21 protein-coding genes are annotated in these 22,523 nt (G+C 58.2%); 11 read left to right on the top strand and 10 right to left on the bottom strand.

Annotation, left to right across the window (positions count from 1 at the left end):
* Window positions 1–67 precede the first annotated feature (67 nt).
* Together bioA and M2433_RS07185 are read left to right on the top strand one after the other, a co-directional pair.
* A complete protein-coding gene (gene bioA, locus M2433_RS07190) occupies window positions 68–1,357 on the top strand; it encodes an adenosylmethionine--8-amino-7-oxononanoate transaminase (protein ID WP_429053346.1) in 1,290 nt (429 codons plus the stop codon).
* Window positions 1,358–1,405: 48 nt separating this feature from the next.
* Window positions 1,406–1,882: a kinase inhibitor gene (locus M2433_RS07185; protein WP_429053347.1), complete on the top strand. Its 477-nt coding sequence runs from the start codon at window positions 1,406–1,408 to the stop codon at window positions 1,880–1,882.
* Between the two features lie 104 nt (window positions 1,883–1,986).
* Here M2433_RS07185 and hutH read toward each other — a convergent pair whose 3' ends face one another.
* From hutH to hutI, 5 genes are all read right to left on the bottom strand, one after another.
* Complete coding sequence (gene hutH / locus M2433_RS07180) at window positions 1,987–3,507, bottom strand: histidine ammonia-lyase (protein WP_429053348.1); 1,521 nt, start codon at window positions 3,505–3,507, stop codon at window positions 1,987–1,989.
* Window positions 3,504–5,192, bottom strand: a complete 1,689-nt coding sequence (gene hutU / locus M2433_RS07175) for a urocanate hydratase (RefSeq protein WP_429053350.1) — start codon at window positions 5,190–5,192, stop codon at window positions 3,504–3,506. Before hutU ends, hutH begins: the two co-directional genes overlap by 4 nt.
* 126 nt (window positions 5,193–5,318) lie before the next feature.
* A complete protein-coding gene (locus tag M2433_RS07170) occupies window positions 5,319–6,053 on the bottom strand; it encodes a histidine utilization repressor (protein ID WP_047347043.1) in 735 nt (244 codons plus the stop codon).
* Window positions 6,054–6,072: 19 nt separating this feature from the next.
* Entirely contained in the window at window positions 6,073–7,011 is a 939-nt protein-coding gene (gene hutG, locus M2433_RS07165; protein ID WP_429053351.1) for a formimidoylglutamase, read from the bottom strand.
* Complete coding sequence (gene hutI / locus M2433_RS07160) at window positions 7,008–8,231, bottom strand: imidazolonepropionase (protein WP_429053352.1); 1,224 nt, start codon at window positions 8,229–8,231, stop codon at window positions 7,008–7,010. The genes hutG and hutI overlap by 4 nt, the downstream gene beginning before the upstream one ends.
* A gap of 226 nt (window positions 8,232–8,457) precedes the next feature.
* On the opposite strand from hutI, the gene M2433_RS07155 reads away from it, so the two are divergent.
* Window positions 8,458–9,741, top strand: a complete 1,284-nt coding sequence (locus M2433_RS07155) for a putative acyl-CoA thioester hydrolase (RefSeq protein ID WP_429053353.1) — start codon at window positions 8,458–8,460, stop codon at window positions 9,739–9,741.
* 90 nt (window positions 9,742–9,831) lie between these two features.
* Here the strand turns inward: M2433_RS07155 and pgl are convergent, their stop codons facing one another.
* Entirely contained in the window at window positions 9,832–10,827 is a 996-nt protein-coding gene (gene pgl / locus M2433_RS07150; RefSeq protein ID WP_429053354.1) for a 6-phosphogluconolactonase, read from the bottom strand.
* Window positions 10,828–10,967: 140 nt separating this feature from the next.
* On the opposite strand from pgl, the gene M2433_RS07145 reads away from it, so the two are divergent.
* Window positions 10,968–11,786, top strand: coding sequence for a pyridoxal phosphatase (locus M2433_RS07145; protein WP_429053355.1), 819 nt, complete (start codon window positions 10,968–10,970; stop codon window positions 11,784–11,786).
* On the opposite strand, the gene modC is transcribed toward M2433_RS07145, so the two are convergent.
* From modC to M2433_RS07125, 4 genes are all read right to left on the bottom strand, one after another.
* Window positions 11,787–12,845, bottom strand: a complete 1,059-nt coding sequence (gene modC / locus M2433_RS07140) for a molybdenum ABC transporter ATP-binding protein ModC (RefSeq protein WP_429053356.1) — start codon at window positions 12,843–12,845, stop codon at window positions 11,787–11,789.
* 2 nt (window positions 12,846–12,847) lie between these two features.
* Window positions 12,848–13,537, bottom strand: a complete 690-nt coding sequence (gene modB, locus M2433_RS07135; protein WP_032637160.1) for a molybdate ABC transporter permease subunit — start codon at window positions 13,535–13,537, stop codon at window positions 12,848–12,850.
* Complete coding sequence (gene modA / locus M2433_RS07130) at window positions 13,537–14,310, bottom strand: molybdate ABC transporter substrate-binding protein (RefSeq protein ID WP_429053357.1); 774 nt, start codon at window positions 14,308–14,310, stop codon at window positions 13,537–13,539. Before modA ends, modB begins: the two co-directional genes overlap by 1 nt.
* 177 nt (window positions 14,311–14,487) lie before the next feature.
* Window positions 14,488–14,637, bottom strand: coding sequence for an AcrZ family multidrug efflux pump-associated protein (locus M2433_RS07125; RefSeq protein WP_008501118.1), 150 nt, complete (start codon window positions 14,635–14,637; stop codon window positions 14,488–14,490).
* Window positions 14,638–14,764: 127 nt separating this feature from the next.
* Here M2433_RS07125 and modE point away from each other — a divergent pair, with 127 nt between their 5' ends.
* The 7 genes from modE (at window position 14,765) to gpmA (ending at window position 22,511) form a co-directional block, all read left to right on the top strand.
* Window positions 14,765–15,553: a molybdenum-dependent transcriptional regulator gene (gene modE, locus M2433_RS07120; protein ID WP_429053358.1), complete on the top strand. Its 789-nt coding sequence runs from the start codon at window positions 14,765–14,767 to the stop codon at window positions 15,551–15,553.
* A 67-nt stretch (window positions 15,554–15,620) separates the two neighbouring features.
* The gene (gene modF, locus M2433_RS07115; RefSeq protein WP_429053359.1) at window positions 15,621–17,093 is read left to right on the top strand and encodes a molybdate ABC transporter ATP-binding protein ModF; all 1,473 of its coding nucleotides are present in this window, start codon (window positions 15,621–15,623) and stop codon (window positions 17,091–17,093) included.
* Between the two features lie 201 nt (window positions 17,094–17,294).
* Window positions 17,295–18,311 carry a UDP-glucose 4-epimerase GalE gene (galE, locus tag M2433_RS07110; protein WP_047347053.1) on the top strand — a complete coding sequence of 339 codons (1,017 nt, stop codon included), beginning with the start codon at window positions 17,295–17,297 and terminating at the stop codon, window positions 18,309–18,311.
* Window positions 18,312–18,320: 9 nt separating this feature from the next.
* Complete coding sequence (gene galT, locus M2433_RS07105) at window positions 18,321–19,367, top strand: galactose-1-phosphate uridylyltransferase (protein ID WP_429053360.1); 1,047 nt, start codon at window positions 18,321–18,323, stop codon at window positions 19,365–19,367.
* Between the two features lie 2 nt (window positions 19,368–19,369).
* Window positions 19,370–20,518 carry a galactokinase gene (gene galK, locus M2433_RS07100; RefSeq protein WP_429053361.1) on the top strand — a complete coding sequence of 383 codons (1,149 nt, stop codon included), beginning with the start codon at window positions 19,370–19,372 and terminating at the stop codon, window positions 20,516–20,518.
* Window positions 20,512–21,552, top strand: a complete 1,041-nt coding sequence (galM, locus tag M2433_RS07095) for a galactose-1-epimerase (RefSeq protein ID WP_429053362.1) — start codon at window positions 20,512–20,514, stop codon at window positions 21,550–21,552. The genes galK and galM overlap by 7 nt, the downstream gene beginning before the upstream one ends.
* Before the next feature lie 206 nt (window positions 21,553–21,758).
* Window positions 21,759–22,511 (top strand): 2,3-diphosphoglycerate-dependent phosphoglycerate mutase, encoded by a 753-nt coding sequence (gene gpmA / locus M2433_RS07090; protein ID WP_033144959.1) that lies wholly within the window; start codon window positions 21,759–21,761, stop codon window positions 22,509–22,511.
* The last annotated feature ends 12 nt before the right edge of the window (window positions 22,512–22,523 follow it).

Raw genomic sequence — 22,523 nt, 5'->3', positions numbered from 1 at the left:
TTGTTAATTTTCGGTTCGGTTTATACTCGTAAACCTAAAACTTTTCAAAATGGTTTACAAGTCGATTATGACCCAGGACGATCTCGCCTTCGACAAGCAGCATATCTGGCACCCTTACACCTCCACCACCCGCCCCCTGCCCGTCTATCCGGTGGCTTCGGCCCACGGCTGCGAACTGCACCTCGCCAGCGGCGAGCGGCTCGTTGACGGCATGTCCTCCTGGTGGGCGGCCATTCACGGGTACAACCACCCGCGCCTGAATGCGGCGATGAAGGCGCAGATTGACCAGATGTCGCACGTGATGTTTGGCGGAATCACCCATCAGCCCGCGGTGGATTTGTGCCGTCGGCTGGTGGCGATGACGCCTGACTCGCTGGAGTGCGTGTTCCTGGCCGATTCCGGCTCCGTGGCGGTGGAAGTGGCGATGAAAATGGCGCTGCAGTACTGGCATGCGTTGGGCGAAACGCGCCAGCGGTTCCTCACCTTCCGCAACGGCTATCACGGGGATACCTTTGGGGCGATGTCGGTCTGCGATCCGGACAACTCCATGCACAGCCTGTGGAAAGGGTATCTGCCGGAAAACCTGTTTGCCCCTGCCCCGCAGAGCCGCTTCGACGGCGAGTGGAACGAGATGGACATGGTCGGCTTCGCGCGGCTGATGGCGGCGCATCGTCATGACATCGCCGCCGTCATTCTTGAACCGATCGTGCAGGGCGCAGGCGGAATGCGGATGTACCACCCGGAATGGCTGAAGCGTATTCGCAAGATGTGCGACCGCGAGGGCATTCTGCTGATTGCCGATGAGATCGCCACCGGCTTTGGCCGCACCGGCAAGCTGTTTGCCTGTGAACATGCGGGTATCGCCCCTGACATTCTGTGCCTGGGTAAAGCGCTCACCGGCGGCACCATGACGCTCTCCGCCACGCTGACGACCCGACACGTTGCCGATACCATCAGCGACGGCGAAGCGGGCTGCTTCATGCATGGCCCAACGTTTATGGGCAACCCGCTGGCCTGCGCGGTCGCGAGCGAAAGCCTTGCGATCCTGGAGAGCGGCGAGTGGCAAACGCAGGTTGCGGCGATTGAATCGCAGCTGAAAGAGGATCTGAGCGCCGCCTCGGGGGCGAGTTTCGTGGCGGACGTGCGTGTGCTGGGCGCCATCGGGGTGATTGAAACCACCCAACCGGTGAATATGGCCGCGCTGCAGCGCTTCTTCGTGGACCAGGGCGTGTGGGTACGGCCCTTCGGCAAGCTTATCTACCTGATGCCGCCGTATATCATTACGCCCGCTCAGCTGCGCAAGCTCACCGCCGCCGTCGTCGAAGCCGTTAACAACCCCGCGCATTTCACGATTTAACCCTATGCGTTACACTTCCTGTACGAGTGATTAGCGAGGGTAAACCGTATGAAAATCATCAGTAAAGATCTGCGCGACGGCGAAATACTGCCGGAACGCCACGTATTCAACGGCATGGGATATCAGGGAGACAATATCTCCCCGCACCTGGCGTGGGACGAGGTTCCGGCCGGCACCAAAAGCTTTGTCGTCACCTGTTATGACCCGGATGCGCCTACCGGCTCCGGCTGGTGGCACTGGATCGTGGCGAACCTGCCTGCCGATACGCGCGTCCTGCCGCAGGGTTCCGGCTCTGACCTGGTTGCCCTGCCTGAAGGCGCCATTCAGACGCGCACCGATTTTGGTAAAGCGGGCTACGGCGGCGCGGCGCCGCCAAAAGGCGAAACCCACCGCTATATCTTCACGGTGCACGCGCTGGATGTGGAGAAGATTGAGGTGGACGAAGGCGCGAGCGGCGCAATGGTAGGGTTTAACGTGCATTTCCATACGCTCGGGAGCGCGTCGATTACGGCAATGTATTCGTAACAGTGCGGGCTGATGGCCCCTCACCCCAGCCCTCTCCCCAAAGGGGAGAGGGTGTTCAATTCCCCTCGCCCCTTTGAGGAGAGGGTTAGGGTGAGGGGGAAAAATCACAGCACCGAAGGTAACAACCCCACCAGCCGTCCCTCTTCCAGAAGCTGCATCGCCTTATCAATATCCGGCGCAAAGAAGCGGTCATCATCGTAATGCGAAACGTGCTCGCGCAACGTCTGACGCGCCTGCTCGAGCAGCGGGCTGGATTTCAGTCCTTCACGCAGGTCGATACCCTGACACGCCGCCAGCCATTCCACCGCCAGCACGCCACGGGTGTTGGAGGCCATCTCCCAGAGGCGACGCCCGGCGGCAGGCGCCATAGAGACATGGTCTTCCTGGTTGGCAGAGGTTGGCAGGCTATCCACGCTGTGCGGGTGCGACAGGGCCTTGTTCTCGCTTGCCAGCGCCGCCGCGGTCACCTGGGCAATCATAAAGCCCGAGTTAACCCCGCCGTTACGCACCAGGAACGGGGGCAGCTGGGACATATGTTTATCCATCATCAGCGCAATGCGGCGCTCGGACAACGCGCCGACTTCGGCAATCGCCAGCGCGATATTATCCGCCGCCATTGCCACCGGCTCGGCGTGGAAGTTACCGCCGGAGACCACCTCGTTTTCCTGGGCGAACACCAGCGGGTTATCGGACACCGCGTTGGCTTCCACCAGCAGCACCTCCGCCGCCTGGCGCAGCTGGGTCAGACACGCGCCCATCACCTGCGGCTGGCAGCGCAGGGAATACGGATCCTGCACCTTGTCACAGTTGTGGTGTGAATCCGCGATTTCACTGCTGTCGGTAAGCACGTGGCGGTACATGCTGGCCGCATCAATCTGCCCGCGCTGGCCGCGCACGTCGTGGATGCGGGCATCGAACGGTCGACGCGAGCCCAGCACGGCTTCGGTGGTCAGCGCACCGCACACCACCGCCGAGGCAAACAGGTCTTCAGCTTCAAACAGGCCGCGCAGCGCGAAGGCGGTCGACGCCTGCGTGCCGTTAAGCAGCGCCAGCCCCTCTTTCGCCGCCAGCGTGATCGGGGTTAATCCCGCTTTTTTCAGCGCCTCTTTCGCGGGGAGCCACTCGCCCTGCCAGCGCGCTTTGCCTTCACCCAGCAGCAGCAGCGACATGTGCGCCAGCGGTGCAAGATCCCCGGAAGCGCCGACGGAACCTTTCGCCGGGATCCACGGATAGACTTCCGCATTCACCAGCGCCATCAGCGCCTGGATCACGCACAGGCGAATGCCGGAGAAGCCGCGCGCCAGGCTGTTGATTTTGAGCACCATCATCAGACGGACAATCTCATCGTCCAGCGGCTGGCCGACGCCCGCCGCGTGTGACAGCACCAGCGAGCGCTGTAAATTTTCCAGATCGTGTGTCGCGATGCGGGTCTGCGCCAGTAGCCCAAAGCCGGTGTTAATGCCGTAGGCCGTGCGCCCTTCGGCAACAATGGCTTCGACGCAGGCAACGCTGTCGTTAATGGCGGCGTGGGCGCTTTCATCCAGCGAAAGGGTAACCGGCTTGCGCCAGACGCTACGCAGCTGTTTGAGGGTCAGCGATCCGGGAGTAATGGTTAACGCGTTCATGCAGGCTTTCCTTGTGTGGCAGGGATCATCGGCAGGTTTAGCCCCTGCTCTTTGGCACAGTCAATCGCAATGTCATAGCCGGCATCGGCGTGACGCATCACGCCGGTTGCCGGGTCGTTGTGCAATACGCGGGCGATACGCGCGGCGGCTTCATCGGTTCCGTCACAAACAATGACCATCCCGGAATGCTGGGAGAAGCCCATTCCTACGCCGCCACCGTGGTGCAGCGATACCCAGGTCGCGCCGCTGGCGGTATTCAACAGGGCGTTCAGCAGCGGCCAGTCGGAGACCGCATCGGAGCCGTCGCGCATGGCTTCCGTTTCGCGGTTCGGGCTGGCGACGGAGCCGGAGTCCAGATGGTCGCGGCCGATAACAATCGGCGCGGAGACTTCGCCGCTGCGTACCATTTCGTTAAAGGCCAGGCCCAGCTTTTGCCGCCACTCCAGCCCTACCCAGCAGATACGCGCCGGTAAGCCCTGGAAGTTAATGCGCTCGCGGGCCATGTCCAGCCAGTGGTGAAGATGCTCGTCATCCGCGACGATCTCCTTCACTTTGGCATCGGTCTTGTAGATATCTTCCGGATCGCCGGACAGGGCAACCCAGCGGAAAGGACCGATGCCGCGGCAGAACAGCGGGCGGATATAGGCCGGGACGAATCCCGGGAAGTCGAAGGCGTTATTCACGCCCATCTCTTTTGCCATCTGGCGGATGTTGTTGCCGTAATCAAAGGTCGGAACGCCCATCTGGCTAAAGGCCAGCATGGCGGAGACGTGTTCTGCCATGGAACGTTTAGCGGCAAGCACCGTGCCTTCCGGGTCGGTTTCCGCTTTCTGCTGATAAGCTTCCCAGGTCCAGCCTTTTGGCAGGTAACCGTGCAGCGGGTCATGGGCGCTGGTCTGGTCGGTCACGAGATCCGGGCGCACGCCGCGGGCGACGAGTTCAGGAAGAATGTCCGCCGCGTTGCCGCACAGGGCAATCGAGACCGCTCTGCCTTCAGCGGTGTATTTTTTGATGCGCGCCAGCGCATCGTCCAGGCTGGTCGCCTGCTCGTCGACGTAACGGGTACGCAGGCGGAAATCAATACGGCTCTGCTGGCACTCAATGTTCAGCGAACATGCGCCGGCAAGCGTGGCGGCCAGCGGCTGCGCGCCGCCCATGCCGCCGAGACCCGCGGTCAATACCCAGCGGCCTTTCAGCGAGCCGTTATAGTGCTGGCGGCCGGCTTCCACGAAGGTTTCGTAGGTGCCCTGCACAATCCCCTGGCTGCCGATGTAGATCCAGCTGCCCGCGGTCATCTGGCCATACATCGCCAGCCCTTTGGCGTCGAGTTCGTTGAAATGTTCCCAGGTGGCCCAGTGCGGCACGAGGTTAGAGTTGGCGATCAGCACGCGCGGCGCGTTCTTGTGCGTTTTAAACACGCCCACCGGCTTGCCGGACTGCACCAGCAGGGTTTCGTCGTGTTCGAGTTCGGTCAGGGACTTTACAATTGCGTCATAGCATTCCCAGTTGCGCGCGGCGCGGCCTATGCCGCCGTAGACCACCAGCTCGTGGGGGTTTTCCGCTACCTCAGGATCAAGGTTGTTCATCAACATGCGCAGCGGTGCTTCGGTGAGCCAGCTTTTGGCGGTAAGCGTGGTGCCGCGCGCGGCGCGGACATCCTGCTGGCGGTATTTACCTGACGACATTGTGTGCTCCTCATACGGGACAGTGATGCATTTAGATATACTTGTATAGACAAGCACGCACAAGGTCAGATTTAACAAAAAAGATACAATTTTGTTATATTGCGTTAGCTATCACGCTTTTAAAACTTATGACATAAAGTGGCCCTGTAGCCGGTACCGATTCCCCGGGAAAAGCAGCCGGGCATGCGACACGATGTGCGACGAGGACCAGGTGCGACGGCGGATCAGCAGGCACGGATCGTGTTCTTTAATGCGCAGCCGTTCGCACTCCTGCGGCGTTGCGCGCACGGCTTCCACAATGTGCTCCCCTTCCGTCAGCGGTGCGACAAGCGAGAGATACGCGTGCGGCGTGGTTTGGGTGTAATCCTGGTCCAGATAGTCCGGTATCCGCTCAGCGTTAACGCAGCGATCTTCAATTTGTACCGGAATGTCGTTTTCGAAATGCACCATCACGGAGTGGAAGATACGGCTTCCCTCCTTGACGTTAAGCTCTGTGGCCTGCTCGGCGCTGGCCTGGGTTTCCTCAAGCACCAGCACCTCACAGCGGTGCTGATGGTTACGCGCGGCAATCTCGTCCGCAATGCTGCGGATTTCAAACAGGGCGGACTGGCCTTTCGGCTCCGCCACAAACGTCCCGACGCCCTGCAGACGCACCAGAAGGCCTTCGTCGGTCAGTTCGCGCAGCGCCCGGTTGACGGTCATCCGGCTAAAGCCAAACTGCGCCACCAGGTCGGCCTCCGACGGAATGCGGTCGTGCGGCCGCCAGACGCCGGTGGCGATTTTTTCGCTTATCGCCTGCTTCACCTTCTCGTAGAAAGGTGCAGGAGGGCTCGACTGCGGCAGCGGTGAGCGTGAAAACATCATGACTCCTTAAACGGTGTTATGCCCACCAGTGAGCAATTTGCCAGGCCAGACGGGCGGCGAGCTTTGCGCCCTGTCCGTCCCGATCGTACTGCGGGTTAAACTCTACCAGATCGGCAGCCTGTAGCTTACCGCTTCGACAGATATGTTCGATGATGGGCAGGAGATCCAGGGCCGGTATGCCTAACGCTGCCGGTGCGGAAACGGCGGGCATTTCGCTGGCGGGCAGGACGTCCAGATCGATTGTCAGGTAGACGCGATCGGCCTGCGCCAGCACCTTTTCCAGGGAAGATAACGCGTCGCGTCTGAAATGGAGATCTTCCACCAGCGTGACGTTCAGGCGTTCAGCCTCATCCCACAGTGCCTGCGTGTTCGCCGCCCGGCTCACGCCAAGGCAGGCGTAGCGAAATTCCCGACCGCGTGCTTCACAGTAGTTTGCCAGCTGGCGAAACGGGGTGCCGGACGTCGCGCGGTCAGCCCTGCGCAGGTCAAGATGTGCATCCAGATTAATCACCGCCACGCGCTCGTTGGGGAAGGCATCCAGAATGCCCCGGCCGTGCGCCCAGGCGGTTTCGTGCCCGCCGCCAAAGACCAGCGTGCGCATGTCGGACTGCTGGCAGGCCGTGACGGCATCGGTTAACGCCTGCTGCGCCGCTTCCAGCTCGTCACCTTCAACGTACACCGAGCCCATATCCGCCAGCCGATCGTGTCCCTGATGGCTGGCCATATTTGCCAGCGCTTTTCGCAGCATATCCGGTGCCTGCACGGCGCCGGGCCTGCCCTGATTGCGCTTGACCCCTTCATCACACTCAAAGCCCATCAGCGCAATGCCGGATGGCCGAGGAGCAAACTGCGCCTGCTGTCGTATCGTCTGAAAAATACGCTTTGCGCTGCTGGCCTCGGCGCTGTCGTCGCGCCCCTGCCAGACCGTTTCGGCGACGGGCCGCCATAGCTTCATACTGCCTCCCCACGGAAAATACGTTGATACAGCGGATTGCGTCCCGGCTCGTAGACCATCTCCACCGGATGGTGTGCATCCCAGACGATGAAATCAGCGACAAACCCTGCCCGCAGCTGCCCGTGGGTTGCGCCACGGCCCAGCGCCTGCGCGGCATGGCGCGTGACGCCAGCCCAGGCCTCTTCAGGCGTCAGGCCAAACTGGACGCAGGCCATGTTCATCGCCAGGTGCAGGCTCGCAAACGGGCTGGTGCCCGGGTTATAGTCGGTGGCAACGGCCATCGGCACGCCCTGTTTTCTGAGCAGTTCCACCGGCGGACGCTGGCGCTCCTGAAGAAAATAGAACGCACCGGGTAGCAGTACCGCCACCGTCCCGCTTTGCGCCATCGCCTGAACGCCTGCGTCATCGAGGTATTCGATATGATCGGCCGACAGCCCGTGATATCGGCTGACCAGCGCCGCTCCGCCCAGATTTGAAAGCTGCTCCACATGACCTTTCACCGGAATGCCGAGCGCAGTCGCCGCCTGGAAGAGGCGCTCGGTTTGCGACGGCGTAAAGCCGACGTTTTCACAAAACACGTCCACCGCTTCAAACAGCTCTTTTTGCCACAGTGCGGGCATAATCTGCTCGCAGACCAGCGTGAGATACGCATCCGGATCCTGTCGGTATTCCGCCGGCACCGCGTGCGCAGCCAGCAGCGTTGGGCTGATATCGATCGGGTTATTGAGGCTCAGCTGGCGTGCGACCTGCAGCATCTTCTCTTCGGCGTCGGCGTTTAGCCCGTATCCGGACTTGATCTCAACCGTAGTGACGCCTTCATTCATCAGCCGCTGCAGCCGCTGCTGCGCCAGTTTAAGCAGGGTTTCTGGAGCGCTGCTGCGCGTCGCCGTCACGGTAGCGTTAATCCCGCCCCCCTGCGCGCTGATGGTTTGATAAGAGACGCCGTTCAGACGCTGCTCCCACTCCGCCGCGCGATCGCCGCCGAATAACAGGTGGGTATGGCAGTCAATCAGGCCCGGCGTCACCAGACGCCCCTGAAGATCGACGCAGTGACGGTGCCCGCCAGGAATATCAGATTCAGGGATCACGGCAACAATGGTGTGGCCGCGCACGACAAGGGCGTGTTGCTCTTTTAGTCCATAAGGCGCACGGACATCCGGAGCCATTGTCGCCAGTCGCGCGTTTCGCCATATTACATCGTCGGGATGAAGCTGCTGCATGGGGCATTCCACTTGTCATGGGTTGTATAGACATTTATTTTCATCTGCTGTCTGCTGTCAACCGACTTTGTGGAAATTGTTATTTATTTGTGATCACTTACCTGCCGCTCCAGGGCTAAAAATGCAACTTTTACCCTTTTTATCTTCCCGTTTCGCTCAACTTAGTATAAAAAAGCAGGCTATTTCGTCTATCCCGTTTAAGACTTGCATACCCAGGAGCTTCACCTTGAATATTTCCAGGATTTCCCGTCTGGCGTTAGCACTCGCCTTTGGCGTGACCTTATCCGCATGCAGTTCAACCCCACCGGATCAGCGACCTTCTGAGCAGGTCGCACCGGGTACTGCCTCCCGCCCGGTGTTGTCCGCTGATGAAGCGAAGAACTTCGACCGTGCCCACTACTTCTCGGCGATGGATCCAAACGCTGCGCCGTGGACGCCGTCTTCTATTAACCTGCCTAAACAGCCTGACTTCGTCGTTGGCCCGGCAGGTGCGCAGGGCGTAACGCATACCTCTATTCAGGCCGCGGTTGATGCTGCGATTACTAAACACAGCGCGTCTCGTCAGTACATCGCGATCCTGCCTGGCGAATATGAAGGCACCGTGTATGTTCCGGCGGCACCGGGCAGCATTACGCTGTACGGTCTGGGCGAAAAAGCGATCGACGTAAAAATTGGCCTGGCGATTGACTCTGAAATCGACAGCAACACCTGGCGTCGCCTGGTGAACCCGGCCGGTAAATATATGCCCGGCAAACCGGCGTGGTATATGTTTGATAACTGCCAGAGCAAGCGTTCCGCCACCATTGGCGTGATGTGTTCCGCGGTATTCTGGTCTCAGAATAACGGTCTGCAGCTGCAGAACCTGACCATTCAGAATACCCTGGGTGACAGCGTTGATGCCGGCAACCACCAGGCCGTTGCGCTGCGCAGCGATGGCGACCAGGTTCAGATCAACAACGTGAACATTCTGGGCCGCCAGAACACCTTCTTCGTGACCAACAGCGGCGTGCAGAACACCCTGCAGAATAACCGTCTGACCCGTACGCTGGTGACCAACAGCTACGTTGAAGGTGACGTGGATCTGGTGTCCGGTCGCGGCGCGGTGGTGTTTGATAATACCGATTTCCGCGTGGTGAACTCACGGACCCAGCAGGAAGGCTATGTGTTTGCGCCAGCAACCCAGTCTAACCTCTTCTACGGTTTCCTGGCCGTGAACAGCCGCTTTAACGCTGCCGGTGACGGCGTGGCGCAGCTGGGCCGCTCCCTGGATGTGGACTCTGCAACCAACGGTCAGGTCGTGATCCGCGACAGCGTGATTAACGAAGGCTTCAACATGGCGAAGCCGTGGGCTGATGCCGCAATCTCTAAACGTCCGTTCTCCGGCAATACCGGCGCGGTGGATGATAAAGGGAACGTGCAGCGCAACCTGAACGACGCTAGCTTCAACCGCATGTGGGAATACAACAACCGCGGTCTGGGTAGCAAAGTGGTTGCTGAGCCTAAGCAGTAATCTGTTTTTTTGCCGGGTGGCGGCTTCGCCTTACCCGGCCTACAGAGATAAAAAAACCTCGCATGTGCGAGGTTTTTTGCTTTAAGCCGCTTAGTGAGCGTTAACCACCACCCACATCGGCCCCTGGCCGACGGCGTAGCGCCCTTTCTCTTCCAGCAGGCCCTGCTCGCCTTTGATTTCGTACAGCGCGATGTGGTGGGATTTCTGCCCTGCCGCAATCAGGTATTTACCGCTGTGATCGATGTTAAAGCCGCGCGGCTGGGTTTCCGTTAGCTGGAAGCCCTCAATGGCCAGCACGCTGCCGTCCTCGGAGACGCTGAAGACGGTAATCAGGCTGGAGGTACGGTCACAGGCGTACAGATGACGGCCATCCGGCGTAATGTGAATATCAGCCGCCCAGCGCGTGTCGGAGAAGTCAGACGGCATCATATCCAGCGTCTGCACGCATTCAATCTGGCCGTTAGGATCTTTCAGTTCCCATACGTCCACCGAGCTGTTCAGTTCATTGACCACGTAGGCGTACTGCTGGTTCGGGTGGAAGACCATATGACGCGGGCCCGCGCCTTCAACGGTAGTGACTTCAGCAGGAGTCTGCGCCGCCAGGTGGCCATCGTCGCTCAGGGTGAACAGGCAGATACGATCCTGCTTCAGCGCAGGCACCCACAGCGTGCGGTTATCCGGCGTGATATTCGCCGAGTGGCAGCCTTCCAGCCCTTCCACCACATCCACGGTTTCGACAGGAATGCCGTCTTCCAGACGCGTTACGCTGACGCAGCCCGCGTTATACGAGCCGCTGAAGACAAAGTTGCCTTTACGATCTGTAGAAATGTGGGTTGGGCTGCCCGGCAATGGCGCTTCGGCAGTGTACGTCAGCGCGCCGTCGTCCGGAGAAATGCGATAGGCCAGCACGCGAAACTCCGGGCGCACACCCACGTACAAGAAACGTTTATCCGGGCTGATAACCATCGGCTGCACCTGGCCTGGCACATCAACAACCTGAACCAGCGTGAGTGTCCCTTCGGTATTTAAACGCCAGACGTGGATCTGCTGGCTTTCAGGACTGGCGGTATAAACGGTTTGTTTCATGAATATTCACTCCTCACTGCGCATGAAAGTAATTAACTTTTGACGGTGAATGCTGAATTGTCGACAGGAATTTTGAAGCATTCGCCTCTCGGTGTACCATCCCATCAAAACGTAAATTCAATATTAACCCGGGAAAACAGATGACCTCGCGTGTGATTGCTCTGGATTTAGACGGTACCTTACTGACGCCGCAAAAAACCCTTCTCCCCTCTTCCCTGGACGCGCTTAAGCGCGCGCAGGAAGCGGGATATCAACTCCTTATCGTAACGGGTCGACATCACGTTGCCATTCACCCTTTTTATCAGGCACTGGCGCTAGATACACCTGCAATTTGCTGTAATGGCACTTATTTGTATGATTATCAGGCAAAAAAGGTTTTGGAATCCGACCCGCTGCCGGTTCCTCAGGCGCTGCAATTGATTGATCTTTTGGATGAGCATGACGTTCACGGCCTGATGTATGTGGACAATGCGATGGTCTACGAGCGCCCAACCGGCCACGTGGTGCGCACCAGCAACTGGGCGCTGTCCCTGCCCGAAGCGCAGCGTCCGGTCTTTACCCAGGTTTCCTCACTGCGTCAGGCAGCCCAGGACGTTGAGGCTATCTGGAAATTCGCCCTGACGGATGAAGACACCACCAAACTGAATGCGTTCGCGAAGCACGTCGAGGAGACGCTGGGTCTGCAGTGCGAATGGTCCTGGCACGACCAGGTCGATATTGCCCGCAAAGGCAACAGCAAAGGCAAGCGTCTGACGCAGTACGTGGCGTCACAGGGCGGGTCGATGCAGGATGTCATTGCCTTTGGCGATAACTACAACGACATCAGCATGCTGGAGGCCGCCGGTACGGGCGTGGCAATGGGCAACGCCGATGATGCCGTGAAGGCGCGCGCCAACGTGGTGATTGGGGATAACACCACCGACAGCATCGCGCAGTACATTTATACCCATCTGCTGTAATCAGGTGGTGATAGAGACGCTCTTGATTTGCGCGTAAAGCCACAGGCCGGGTTTGATCCCTAACTCATCCCTGGCCCACGGGCTGATGCGCGCCCAGAGCGTTCTGCTACCCACCTCAAGCTTCACTTCCACCTGACCGTTATCATCAAAACACTCCGCCACTTTGGCGCGGAGAATATTTCGGATACTGGTCTGCAGCGGGGGCTGTAACACCAGCGAGACATCCGACGCCTGAATGCGGATCCGCAGGGCTGACTGCAGCGGTTTATCGATCCGGTTAACCCACAGATGCTGATCGCCCAGCGCCAGCGCGGTCATTGCGTAATGCGGATGATGTTCCAGAACGCTCACTTTCAGAATGCTGCTCTGCTGCTCTTTTGGCAGCCAGGGATGCATCACGCTGCTGCCCCATACCTCTTCCAGCTTGCCGAAGGCCTTAACGCTGCCCGCTTCCAGCACCAGCACGTTATCGGCCAGATGCAGGATCTCATCCAGCGAATGGCTGACGTAGAGCATTGGAACGTTAATTTCACGCGTCAGGCGCTGCAAATAGGGCAGGAGCTCACGTTTACGCGGAATATCCAGCGAGGCCAGCGGTTCGTCGAGCAACAGCAGCTCCGGCGCGGTGAGCAGCGCGCGGCCGATCGCCACACGCTGTTTTTCTCCGCCGGAAAGCGAGGAAGGCAGTCTGTCGAGCAGAGGTTCGATACCTAAAAGCGTTACCAGCTTCTCAAACTGCGAAGCCATGCTTTTCGCCATGCCGTAGCGCAGGTTGCCGCGCACGCTGTAGTGCGGGAATAAGCGCGCATCCTGGAAAACATAGCCAATACGGCGTTTATCTGGCGACAGATACACCTTGTTTTCCACGTCGTTTAAGACGCGGTTGTTCAATACAATCCGTCCTGACTGCGGGCGGGTCAGGCCGCTTATCGCATTGATCAGCGACGTTTTCCCCGCCCCGGACACGCCAAAGATGGCGGTGATGCCGCTTGCAGGCAGCGTCTCGCTAAGCGTCAGGGTATGGTTTCCCAGCGTCTGGGTAAAATGAAGCTCAAGCATGTCTATTTCCCCATCCGCTCACGACTGAGTCTCGCCAGCCATTCCGACACCAGCAGCGATGCCAGGGCTAACACAATTGAGATGATGCACAGTCGCGCCGCGGCACCCTCTCCCCCTGGCGTCTGAATCAGGGTATACATGGCCGACGGGATGGTTCGCGTCTCGCCGGGAATATTCGACACAAAGGTGATCGTGGCGCCAAACTCGCCGAGCGAGCGGGCGAAGGCCAGCACCGTGCCGACAATAATGCCCGGCAGCGTCAGCGGAAGCGTGATGGTGAAAAAGACGCGCCAGCGACCGGCGCCCAGCGTGCGGGCCGCCTGCTCAAGCTTCATATCCACGCCTTCCAGCGCGAGGCGGATCGCCCTCACCATCAGCGGGAATGACATCACCGCCGCCGCCAGTACCGCACCGCGCCAGCTAAACGCAAACGTCAGCCCAAACCAGTCGTACAGCTTCTCGCCGATAAAACCGCGTCGCCCCATCGAAATCAGCAACAGATAGCCGACCACCACGGGCGGCAACACAAGCGGAAGATGAAGCACGCTGTCGAGCAGCGCTTTGCCGGGAAAACGACAGCGCACCAGCAGCCAGGCAAAGAAGATCCCAAAGGGCAGGCTCAGCGCAACCGCCAGGGAAGAGACTTTCAGGCTCAGCAGAACAGCCTGCCATTCAGGATCGGTCAATATCATCAGTGAGTCGTAAATCCATAACGTTTAAAGATTGCGGACGCTTGTGGGCCCTTCAGGTAATCACGGAAGGCCGTTACGGTCGCATTATTATGTCCATCAACAATCGCAACAGGGTATTCCACTTTCTTGTGGGAGTCTTCCGGGAAGGTTGCGACTACTTTAACCCCCTTGCTGGCAACAGCATCAGAGCCATACACAATGCCCAGCGGGGCTTCATTGCGCTCCACCAGCGCCAGCGCGCCGCGAACGTCTTCCGCCGGCGCCAGCTTCGGCGACAAGGTCTCCCACGCGCCCAGCTTTTGCAGCGCTTCTTTAGCGTAAATCCCGGCCGGAACGTGCTCCGGGTCTCCCACCGCCAGACGGCCGCCGTTCAGAAGGCGGGTCCAGTTTGTCTCTTTGTTGATGGTGAAGTCGGCCTGCGCGCTGGCTTTTGGCGCCACGACGACCAGGCTATTGCCCAGCAGCGTTTCGCGGGTTGCCGCATCCATCGATTTCTTCTCCACCGCGTAATCCATCCACTTCTGGTCAGCCGAAATGAACAGATCCGCCGGTGCGCCCGCTTCTATCTGACGCGCCAGCGTAGAGGAAGAGGCAAACGAGGAGACCACCTCGACGTTTTTCTCTTTTTTATACGCTGCCGCGATATCCTGCATTGCGTTGGTCAGCGACGCCGCCGCAAAGACCGTAATTTTACCGTCGTCCGCCAGCGCGTGGCCGGTAAGTGAAAGCGTCAGCGTTGCCCCTGCGAAAAGGCGTACCCATGTACGTGCCATTTGTAACTCCTGTGAGTAGCGTTATATACATATTAATATAACGGTAACGACAGGGAGATCCCAGCGTTTAATCGTACCGCTCAAGGGGTAAACCGGGTGTTGCGTTAAATGATATCGGCGAAAGTGAGAAAATCTTGAGAGCAAAACGCCCGGACAAGCCGGGCGTTTTGTGGGGAATCAATGCTGCTTTTTAGCCTGGTCTCGGTGACCAATGTTCGAAAAGACGTTGAACACTTCACCCAGGCCGTAGATGGCACCGAGGATGATGGCCATCACTACTGGTACCATGATCACGGCGAATACCAGACTTTTCAACAACTCTAACATGGTTTTCTCCAGATATTGTGAACGGCTTATTCTACCCTTTCAAGTGAGAAAAACATCCCCTTTTGTGCGGTACCCTTTGCGCCCTGCACCATTTGGGTCACAATACTCTTTTTGCCAGGATACTGTTATGCAGGCCGAAATTCTCCTCACTCTCAGACTTCAGCAAAAGCTTTTCGCCGATCCGCGACGTATCGCCCTGCTTAAACAAATAGAACAAACGGGCTCGATTAGCCAGGGGGCGAAAAATGCCGGGATTAGCTATAAAAGCGCCTGGGATGCCATCAACGACATGAACACCCTGAGCGAGCAACCGCTGGTAGACAGAGCCACAGGCGGCAAAGGCGGCGGTGGCGCAATCGTAACGCGCTATGGCCAGCGCCTGATTCAGCTTTACGATCTCCTGGGCCAGATCCAGCAAAAAGCGTTCGATGCGTTAAGCGATGACGATAACGTGCCGCTGGACAGCTTGCTGGCTGCCATTTCCCGCTTCTCGTTGCAAACCAGCGCCCGCAATCAGTGGTTTGGTACGGTGACGGCGCGCGATAATCTCCAGGTACAGCAGCATATTGAGATCCTGCTTGCCGATGGCACCACCCGTCTGAAAGCCGCGATAACGGCACAAAGCGCAGAACGGCTTGAGCTGGATGAAGGTAAAGAGGTGCTGGTGCTGCTGAAAGCGCCGTGGGTCAATATCACGCGCCATCCCAACGAGGTAAAGGCAGCAGATAACCAGCTACAGGGCGCAATCAGCCATATCGAACGCGGCAAGGAGCAGTGCGAAGTGCTGATGACCCTGGCAGACGGGCAACGGCTTTGCGCGACGGTCCCACTCAGCGAGGCAGAGGATTTAGAAGAAGGTGCTGTCGTCACCGCCTGGTTCAACGCAGACCGGGTGATTATCGCCACATTGTGCTGAGCGCATTGACAATCGCACCAACAGTGCGTATCCCTGATATCTATTGCTGCAAAAACAGGGATAAATCATGTCATCATTGCATATTTCGCAAGGCACGTTTCGTCTTAGCGATACCCGAACGCTGACGATTGCTGATTTGACGCTACGCGCGGGTGAAAGCTGGGCGTTTGTCGGCACTAACGGCAGCGGTAAATCTGCGCTGGCCCGCGCGCTGGCCGGCGAGCTCACTCTCCTTAAGGGTGAATATCAAAATCACTTTACGCGCCTGACGCGTCTGTCATTTGAACAGCTACAAAAGCTGGTCAGCGACGAGTGGCAGCGCAACAACACCGATTTACTCAGCCCTGGTGAAGAAGATACTGGCCGCACGACGGCGGAAATTATTCAGGATGAAGTGAAGGATCCCGCCCGCTGTCAGCGCCTGGCAGAACGGTTCGGCATCACCGCCCTGCTGGACCGGCGCTTTAAATACCTTTCTACCGGCGAGACGCGAAAAACGCTGCTTTGTCAGGCGCTGATGAGCGAGCCTGAGCTGCTGATCCTCGACGAACCGTTCGACGGGCTGGACGTGCAGTCCCGTGCGCAGCTGGCGTCCCTGCTGGAGTCGCTTAACCAGCAGGGCTATACCCTCGTGCTGGTGCTTAACCGTTTTGATGAAATTCCGGATTTTATCCAGCACGCAGGCGTACTGGCCGACTGTAATCTGACCGAGACCGGTGAAAAATCGGCGCTGCTGAGTCAGGCGCTCATTGCCCAGCTCGCCCATAGCGAACGGCTTGACGGTATTACCCTTCCGGAACCCGACGCCCCTTCGGCCCGCCACGCGCTTGATCCCCACCAGCCGCGCATCGTGCTGCGCGATGGGGTGGTCTCTTATGACGATCGCCCGATCCTTAACCACCTCAGCTGGACGGTCAATCCTGGCGAGCACTGGCAGATTGTCGGCCCCAACGGCGCGGGAAAATCAACGCTGCTGAGCCTGATAACCGGCGATCACCCACAGGGCTACAGCAACGATCTCACGCTGTTTGGCCGGCGTCGCGGCAGCGGCGAAACCATCTGGGATATCAAAAAGCACATTGGCTACGTCAGCAGCAGCCTGCATCTGGACTACCGGGTCAGTACCACGGTACGCAACGCGATCCTTTCCGGCTATTTTGATTCCATCGGTATTTATCAGGCGGTGTCGGACAAACAGCACAAGCTGGTCCAGCAGTGGCTGGATATACTCGGCATGGACAACCGGGTCGCTGACGCGCCGTTTCATAGCCTGTCGTGGGGGCAGCAGCGCCTGGCGCTTATCGTCCGCGCGCTGGTGAAACATCCTACGCTGCTCATTCTGGATGAACCGCTGCAGGGACTGGATCCGCTAAACCGCCAGCTGATCCGCCGCTTTGTCGATGTGCTGATTGGCGAAGGCGAAACGCAGCTGCTGTTTGTTTCACACCACGCCGAAGATGCCCCCTCCTGCATCACCCATCGCCTGGAGTTTGTTCCGGACGGTGAACACTATCATTATCTGCAAAGCAAAATCGATTAATCCCCGGAGGGCCACGCCCTCCGTTTTTCAGATAACCTGCACTAAGACATCTCTATCCCATTGATCTACAATGCCCCATTGCGGTTGAAAATCGGATTTTAAAATCAGTGTAAACGATTCCACTATTTTATCCCATGTCACACTTTTCGCGTCTCTGTTATGCTATGGTTATTACATACCATAAGCCCAATGGAGCTAAATATGCGAGTTCTGGTAACAGGTGGTAGCGGTTACATAGGTAGTCATACCTGCGTGCAGCTGCTGCAAAACGGCCATGATGTCATCATCCTTGATAACCTGTGCAACAGTAAGCGCAGCGTGCTGCCTGTGATTGAGCGTCTTGGCGGTAAACAACCTACCTTCGTGGAAGGCGACATCCGCAACGAAGCGCTGATGACCGAGATCCTTCACGACCACGCCATTGAAGCGGTGATCCACTTCGCCGGCCTGAAAGCCGTCGGTGAATCCGTTGCAAAACCGCTCGAGTATTACGACAACAACGTCAACGGTACGCTGCGTCTCATCTCCGCCATGCGTGCGGCCAACGTCAAAAACTTCATCTTCAGCTCGTCCGCCACCGTCTACGGCGATCAGCCCAAAATTCCTTACGTTGAGAGCTTCCCTACCGGTACGCCGCAAAGCCCGTATGGCAAGAGCAAACTGATGGTGGAACAGATCCTGGCCGACCTGCAAAAAGCACAGCCGGAGTGGAGCATCGCCCTGCTGCGCTACTTCAACCCGGTCGGCGCTCATCCGTCTGGCGATATGGGTGAAGACCCGCAGGGCATTCCAAATAACCTGATGCCGTATATCGCCCAGGTTGCCGTGGGCCGCCGCGACTCGCTGGCGATTTTTGGTAACGACTACCCAACCGAAGACGGTACCGGCGTGCGCGACTACATCCACGTGATGGATCTGGCCGACGGCCACGTTGCGGCGATGCAGCAGCTGGCCAACAAGCCGGGCGTGCATATTTACAACCTCGGTGCCGGGGTCGGCAGTAGCGTGCTGGATGTGGTTAACGCCTTCAGCAAAGCCTGCGGCAAGCCGGTGAACTACCACTTTGCTCCGCGCCGTGAAGGCGATCTCCCGGCGTACTGGGCCGATGCCTCCAAAGCCGATAAAGAGCTTAACTGGCGTGTTACCCGCACGCTTGATGAAATGGCACAGGATACCTGGCACTGGCAGTCGCGCCATCCACAGGGTTATCCGGACTAAGGATCCGTCATGACTTCGTTTAATCCCGTCGATCACCCGCATCGTCGTTTTAACCCGTTAAGCGGGCAATGGATTTTGGTTTCTCCGCATCGCGCCAAGCGCCCCTGGCAGGGGGCGCAGGAAACGCCTGCGAAACAAACGCTGCCGCAGCACGACCCGGACTGCTTCCTGTGTCCGGGCAATACGCGCGTGACGGGAGATAAAAACCCGGATTACAAAGGCACCTTTGTTTTCACCAACGATTTCGCTGCTCTGATGACCGACACCCCGGACGCACCGGAAAGCCACGATCCGCTGATGCGCTGCGAAAGCGCGCGCGGTACCAGCCGCGTGATCTGCTTCTCGCCCGACCACAGCAAAACGCTGCCGGAGCTGAGCGTTGAAGCGCTGAAAGAGGTGGTGAGCACCTGGCAGACGCAAACCGCAGAGCTGGGCGAAACGTACCCGTGGGTGCAGGTCTTTGAAAACAAAGGCGCGGCCATGGGCTGCTCCAACCCGCATCCGCACGGTCAGATTTGGGCGAACAGCTTCCTGCCCAACGAAGCCGAGCGTGAAGACCGCTTGCAAAAAGCGTATTACGCGGAAAACGGTTCCCCAATGCTGGTCGATTACACCCGCCGCGAGCTGGCCGACGGTAGCCGCACCGTGGTGGAAACCGAACACTGGCTGGCCGTCGTGCCTTACTGGGCAGCCTGGCCGTTTGAAACGCTGCTGCTGCCGAAAGCGCACGTACAGCGCATCACCGATCTCAGCGACGCGCAGCGCGACGACCTTGCTCTGGCGCTGAAAAAGCTGACCAGCCGTTATGACAACCTGTTCCAGTGCTCCTTCCCATACTCAATGGGCTGGCACGGCGCACCGTTTAACGGGGAAGAGAATCAGCACTGGCAGCTGCACGCCCATTTCTATCCGCCGCTGCTGCGCTCTGCGACGGTGCGTAAATTTATGGTGGGCTATGAAATGCTGGCGGAAACCCAGCGTGACCTGACGGCGGAACAGGCGGCAGAACGTCTGCGCGCCGTTAGCGACGTCCACTATCGCGAATCAGGAGTCTAAAAATGAGTCTGAAAGATAAAACACAATCCCTGTTTGCTGAAAAATTTGGCTACCCTGCCACCCATGTTATCCAGGCGCCTGGCCGCGTCAACCTGATTGGTGAACACACCGACTACAACGACGGCTTTGTTCTGCCCTGCGCCATTGATTACCAGACGGTCATCAGCTGCGCGAAGCGCGACGACCGTAAAGTCCGCGTGATTGCCGCGGATTACGGTGATGAGACGGACGAGTTTTCCCTCGATGCGCCGATCGTGACGCACGACAGCCAGCAGTGGTCTAACTACGTGCGCGGCGTAGTGAAGCATCTGCAGAAGCGTAACAAGAACTTTGGCGGCGCGGATTTAGTTATCAGCGGCAACGTGCCGCAGGGTGCGGGCTTAAGCTCCTCTGCGTCTCTTGAAGTCGCCGTGGGCACCGTCTTCCAGCAGCTTTATCACCTGCCGCTGGACGGCGCGCAAATTGCGCTGAACGGCCAGGAAGCAGAAAACCAGTTCGTGGGCTGTAACTGCGGCATCATGGATCAGCTGATCTCGGCGCTGGGCAAAAAAGAACACGCTCTGCTGATCGACTGCCGTTCACTTGGCACCAAGGCCGTTCCTCTGCCGAAGGGCGCGGCTGTCGTGATCGTCAACAGCAACTTCAAACGCACGCTGGTAGGCAGCGAATACAACACGCGCCGCGAACAATGCGAAACGGGCGCTCGCTTCTTCCAGCAGCCTGCCCTGCGCGACGTGACGCTTAATGAGTTCAATAAGGTGGCACACGAGCTGGATCCGGTCGTTGCCAAACGCGTTCGTCACGTACTGACAGAGAACGCCCGTACCGTTGAGGCTGCGTCCGTACTGGCGAAAGGCGACCTGAAACGTATGGGTGAACTGATGGCGGAATCACATGCCTCGATGCGCGACGATTTTGAAATCACCGTTCCGCAGATCGACACCCTGGTGGACATCATCAAAGCCACCATCGGCGACAAAGGCGGCGTGCGCATGACCGGCGGCGGCTTCGGGGGCTGCATCGTTGCCCTGGTGCCGGAAGAACTTGTACCCGCCGTCCAGCAGGCGGTAGAAAAACAGTACGAAGCGAAAACGGGAATAAAAGAAACCTTCTACGTGTGTAAAGCATCACAAGGAGCCGGACAGTGCTAAATGAAACACCTACCCTCGCACCGGATGGTTTGCCGTATCGCCTGTTAACCCTGCGCAACAGCGCAGGGATGGTGGTTACGCTGATGGACTGGGGAGCCACGCTGCTTTCCGCCCGCGTTCCCATGCCGGATGGCAGCGTACGCGAAACCCTTCTCGGCTGCGCCTCGCCTGAGCAGTATATCAATCAGTCCGCCTATCTGGGCGCGTCCGTAGGCCGCTATGCTAACCGCATCGCGAAAAGCCGCTTTGAGCTCGACGGTGTGCATTACGCCCTGCTCCCAAGCCAGGGTGAGAACCAGCTGCACGGCGGCCCGGAAGGCTTTGATAAACGCCGCTGGAAAATTGTCCGTCAAAACGACGGCGAAGCGCTGTTCTCACTGGATTCGCTTGATGGCGACCAGGGATTCCCGGGAAATCTTATCGCCTCCGCACGCTTTACGCTTACCGACGACAACCGTATCGCCATTGAATACCGTGCGACGGTCGACAAGCCATGTCCGGTTAATATGACCAATCACGCGTACTTCAATCTGGACGGTAACCAGTGCGACGTACGTAACCACACGCTGCAAATCCTTGCGGATGACTATTTGCCGGTTGACGAGACGGGCATTCCGTATCAGGGCCTGAAATCCGTGAGCGGCACCAGCTTTGACTTCCGCAGCGCGAAAACCATCGCCCAGGATTTCCTGAGTGATGACGATCAGCGCAAGGTGAAAGGTTACGACCACGCTTTCCTGCTGCAGGCAAAAGGCGATGTGAAACAGCCTGCCGCACAGGTCTGGTCTGCGGATGAGAAGCTGCAGATGACGGTATATACCACCGCCCCTGCCCTGCAGTTCTACTCGGGCAACTACCTTGGCGGCACGACGGCGCGCGAACACGATGAGTACAGCGACTGGCAAGGCCTGGCGCTGGAGAGCGAGTTCCTGCCGGACAGCCCGAACCATCCGGAATGGCCGCAGCCAGACTGCGTGCTGCGCCCGGGTGAAGAGTACGTGAGCGTGACGGAATACCATTTTATTCCGCATTGATTTTCAGCCCTCCCATTGGAGGGCTTTTTTCTGCCCGCTTTGCTGAAAATAGCGCCGATCGCAGACAAAATCATAACCCTGGATTCACAAGCATCTTACACTCAGAGACTATTTTCGCTATGGTTAGGGTTAAGCGTTGCTGGTGGCACGACCACGGCAATATAATGAGAATTGTTATCATTCTACAAATGCTTGAGGAGTAAGAGATGGCTATTACTAAGCTGGTTCTGGTGCGTCACGGCGAAAGCCAGTGGAACAACGAAAACCGCTTTACCGGTTGGTACGACGTTGATCTGTCCGAGAAAGGCGTAAGCGAAGCAAAAGCAGCAGGTAAACTGCTGAAGGAAGAAGGCTTCAGCTTTGATTTTGCTTACACCTCTGTGCTGAAACGTGCCATCCACACTCTGTGGAACGTTCTCGACGAACTGGATCAGGCCTGGCTGCCGGTTGAGAAGTCCTGGAAACTGAACGAGCGTCACTACGGTGCGCTGCAGGGTCTGAACAAAGCAGAAACCGCTGAGAAATACGGTGACGAGCAGGTTAAACAGTGGCGCCGCGGTTTCGCAATTACGCCACCGGAGCTGACCAAAGATGACGAGCGTTACCCGGGCCACGACCCACGCTACGCGAAACTAACCGATGCTGAGCTGCCAACCACCGAAAGCCTGGCGCTGACCATCGACCGCGTTGTGCCTTACTGGAACGAAACCATTCTGCCACGCCTGAAAAGCGGCGAGCGCGTGATCGTCGCTGCTCACGGTAACTCCCTGCGTGCGCTGGTGAAATACCTGGACAACATGGGTGAAGACGAGATCCTCGAGCTGAACATCCCAACTGGCGTACCGCTGGTGTATGAGTTCGACGAAAACTTCAAGCCAATCAAACATTACTATCTGGGTAACGCGGAAGAAATCGCGGCGAAAGCAGCGGCTGTCGCGAACCAGGGTAAAGCGAAGTAATTTTCGCAAGAC

Source organism: Enterobacter sp. AC1, from assembly GCF_050434705.1.
Lineage (GTDB): Bacteria > Pseudomonadota > Gammaproteobacteria > Enterobacterales > Enterobacteriaceae > Enterobacter > Enterobacter cloacae_L.
The sequence above is the reverse complement of the archived record's forward strand: the minus strand, read 5'-3'. Positions and strand labels throughout refer to the sequence as shown.

Coding starts and splice junctions, on each gene's coding strand:
- bioA (WP_429053346.1), top strand. CDS start 68: ATGACCCAGGACGATCTCGCCTTCGACAAGCAGCATATCTGGCACCCT.
- M2433_RS07185 (WP_429053347.1), top strand. CDS start 1,406: ATGAAAATCATCAGTAAAGATCTGCGCGACGGCGAAATACTGCCGGAA.
- hutH (WP_429053348.1), bottom strand. CDS start 3,507: ATGAACGCGTTAACCATTACTCCCGGATCGCTGACCCTCAAACAGCTG.
- hutU (WP_429053350.1), bottom strand. CDS start 5,192: ATGTCGTCAGGTAAATACCGCCAGCAGGATGTCCGCGCCGCGCGCGGC.
- M2433_RS07170 (WP_047347043.1), bottom strand. CDS start 6,053: ATGTTTTCACGCTCACCGCTGCCGCAGTCGAGCCCTCCTGCACCTTTC.
- hutG (WP_429053351.1), bottom strand. CDS start 7,011: ATGAAGCTATGGCGGCCCGTCGCCGAAACGGTCTGGCAGGGGCGCGAC.
- hutI (WP_429053352.1), bottom strand. CDS start 8,231: ATGCAGCAGCTTCATCCCGACGATGTAATATGGCGAAACGCGCGACTG.
- pgl (WP_429053354.1), bottom strand. CDS start 10,827: ATGAAACAAACCGTTTATACCGCCAGTCCTGAAAGCCAGCAGATCCAC.
- M2433_RS07145 (WP_429053355.1), top strand. CDS start 10,968: ATGACCTCGCGTGTGATTGCTCTGGATTTAGACGGTACCTTACTGACG.
- modC (WP_429053356.1), bottom strand. CDS start 12,845: ATGCTTGAGCTTCATTTTACCCAGACGCTGGGAAACCATACCCTGACG.
- modB (WP_032637160.1), bottom strand. CDS start 13,537: ATGATATTGACCGATCCTGAATGGCAGGCTGTTCTGCTGAGCCTGAAA.
- modA (WP_429053357.1), bottom strand. CDS start 14,310: ATGGCACGTACATGGGTACGCCTTTTCGCAGGGGCAACGCTGACGCTT.
- M2433_RS07125 (WP_008501118.1), bottom strand. CDS start 14,637: ATGTTAGAGTTGTTGAAAAGTCTGGTATTCGCCGTGATCATGGTACCA.
- modE (WP_429053358.1), top strand. CDS start 14,765: ATGCAGGCCGAAATTCTCCTCACTCTCAGACTTCAGCAAAAGCTTTTC.
- modF (WP_429053359.1), top strand. CDS start 15,621: ATGTCATCATTGCATATTTCGCAAGGCACGTTTCGTCTTAGCGATACC.
- galE (WP_047347053.1), top strand. CDS start 17,295: ATGCGAGTTCTGGTAACAGGTGGTAGCGGTTACATAGGTAGTCATACC.
- galT (WP_429053360.1), top strand. CDS start 18,321: ATGACTTCGTTTAATCCCGTCGATCACCCGCATCGTCGTTTTAACCCG.
- galK (WP_429053361.1), top strand. CDS start 19,370: ATGAGTCTGAAAGATAAAACACAATCCCTGTTTGCTGAAAAATTTGGC.
- gpmA (WP_033144959.1), top strand. CDS start 21,759: ATGGCTATTACTAAGCTGGTTCTGGTGCGTCACGGCGAAAGCCAGTGG.